This window comes from Desulfovermiculus halophilus DSM 18834 (genome assembly GCF_000620765.1).
Taxonomy (GTDB): domain Bacteria; phylum Desulfobacterota; class Desulfovibrionia; order Desulfovibrionales; family Desulfothermaceae; genus Desulfovermiculus; species Desulfovermiculus halophilus.
In genome coordinates, this window is sequence record NZ_JIAK01000068.1 from 1 (window position 1) to 1,445 (window position 1,445).

The window sequence follows — 1,445 nt, forward strand, 5'->3', positions numbered from 1 at the left end:
AATTTTGAAATATTGATTTATCCATGGTGCTCTCCTTTTAATCACAGTATACTGCATTTCCGAGAGGAGAGCAACTATTAATGAAAATTAAGCCTCTGCAAAAGTCTTGTATCGCTGGCCGAAGATCTTCAAATAATTAAAAATAAGTTGGACATTGCTATCACCACTTGTCCGGAAGGAAGGCTGAGAAAAAAGAAACACGCAAGGCTGCAAAGCCTGATCCGGGATCTTTCGGTCCTGCTGAGGGAGATTGATCCTAACCGTATTGGATTGACCTATTGTTGCCGTGATAAAAACGATCCATTTGATGAAGAATCATTATCAGACAAAGATGGAGATTATAGAGGCCCTCTTTTTGAACTTACCCAAGTCTCATGTCGATATATGCAAATAACTCTGCCTCAGAATTCCTCAAGTCTAGGTACTGCGATCAAAAGAGCGCTTGAAGCCACTTCTTATAGCACATTATATAATCCTACCAGTGCAATTAAAACCCCACAAGAAATTGAAAAAGAAAAAGTTCTTGAAATGAGAGAACAGAACTTGAGCACACGCGAAATTGCCAAAGATTTGGGCATAAGCAAATCCAAAGTTAGCCGAATTCTTCGGAGACAATAGCTGTCCCACCAATCCTCCGAAATTGTCCCACCACTGTCTTCACATGATCGTTAACAAATTGATTTCACTACGTTCCTAACAATCCATTTTTTTTAATAAACGACCTTAGATATTGATCTCCAATTATGCTTTTTGTGGTCCTGTAATGGACAACAAAGCATATGGAGGTCTGATTCAATGCACAGTCAAAACCCACACATCGACCCACTTCTCCGTCTTCCACAAGTTCTGAAAATCATTCCCGTCTCCAGAAGTACCTGGTGGGCCGGCGTCAAATCTGGTCGTTTTCCCAAGCCCATCAAGCTTGGTCCACGTACTACGTGTTGGCGAGAAAGCGACATCATGAAGCTGGTTAAAGAGGGGGAATGCCATGGCTAAGCATTTAAAAAATCATTTAAAGGACAGCATCCCTGGAAATATCCCTCGTCACACACCAGAACCAAGCTCTGATGACTGGCGTGCATATGACATCGTCAAACGTAGAATCCGAAAGCTCTATGCTGATCCTGAGGCCAAAATTGCTCAATTCATTGAACTGCTTAAGCTATAGGTGATCGCCATGGCCAGTCCGCAATGTGAAAATGGTTATACCCGCTTGGCTAATGAGCTCTTAGAAGCTTTGGCGCGAACTAGGCTGGCAGGCCAGGAATACCAAGCAGTGCTAGCCATTGTGCGTAAAACATATGGCTTTGGAAAAAAGTCAGACAAAATTTCATACGGGCAACTATCTAAATGTGCTGTTGCAATAAAAATTCGAACAAAATCCGGTCCAGCGGGTAACACATTCAAGCCACGGCGGTTTCATGTATAAGCTGCTCAATCTGGTT

4 protein-coding genes are annotated in these 1,445 nt (G+C 42.4%); all 4 read left to right on the top strand.

All coding sequences use genetic code 11. The annotated features are described in order from the left end of the window. The first annotated feature begins 147 nt into the window (after positions 1-147). The 4 genes from N902_RS19865 to N902_RS19530 all read left to right on the top strand — a co-directional run bounded on the left by N902_RS19865 (position 148) and on the right by N902_RS19530 (position 1,429). The gene (locus N902_RS19865) at positions 148-618 is read left to right on the top strand and encodes a helix-turn-helix domain-containing protein (protein ID WP_153304249.1); all 471 of its coding nucleotides are present in this window, start codon (positions 148-150) and stop codon (positions 616-618) included. A 177-nt stretch (positions 619-795) separates the two neighbouring features. Beyond that, entirely contained in the window at positions 796-996 is a 201-nt protein-coding gene (locus tag N902_RS19525) for a helix-turn-helix transcriptional regulator (RefSeq protein ID WP_027371460.1), read from the top strand. Next, positions 989-1,168, top strand: coding sequence for a hypothetical protein (locus N902_RS19870; protein WP_153304250.1), 180 nt, complete (start codon positions 989-991; stop codon positions 1,166-1,168). Before N902_RS19525 ends, N902_RS19870 begins: the two co-directional genes overlap by 8 nt. 9 nt (positions 1,169-1,177) lie before the next feature. Next, positions 1,178-1,429, top strand: coding sequence for a replication protein (locus N902_RS19530; RefSeq protein WP_084288457.1), 252 nt, complete (start codon positions 1,178-1,180; stop codon positions 1,427-1,429). Positions 1,430-1,445: the final 16 nt, after the last annotated feature.

What these genes read in the sequence shown, in the direction of transcription:
- N902_RS19525 (WP_027371460.1), top strand. Translation starts at nt 796, where the DNA reads ATGCACAGTCAAAACCCACACATCGACCCACTTCTCCGTCTTCCACAA.
- N902_RS19870 (WP_153304250.1), top strand. Translation starts at nt 989, where the DNA reads ATGGCTAAGCATTTAAAAAATCATTTAAAGGACAGCATCCCTGGAAAT.
- N902_RS19530 (WP_084288457.1), top strand. Translation starts at nt 1,178, where the DNA reads ATGGCCAGTCCGCAATGTGAAAATGGTTATACCCGCTTGGCTAATGAG.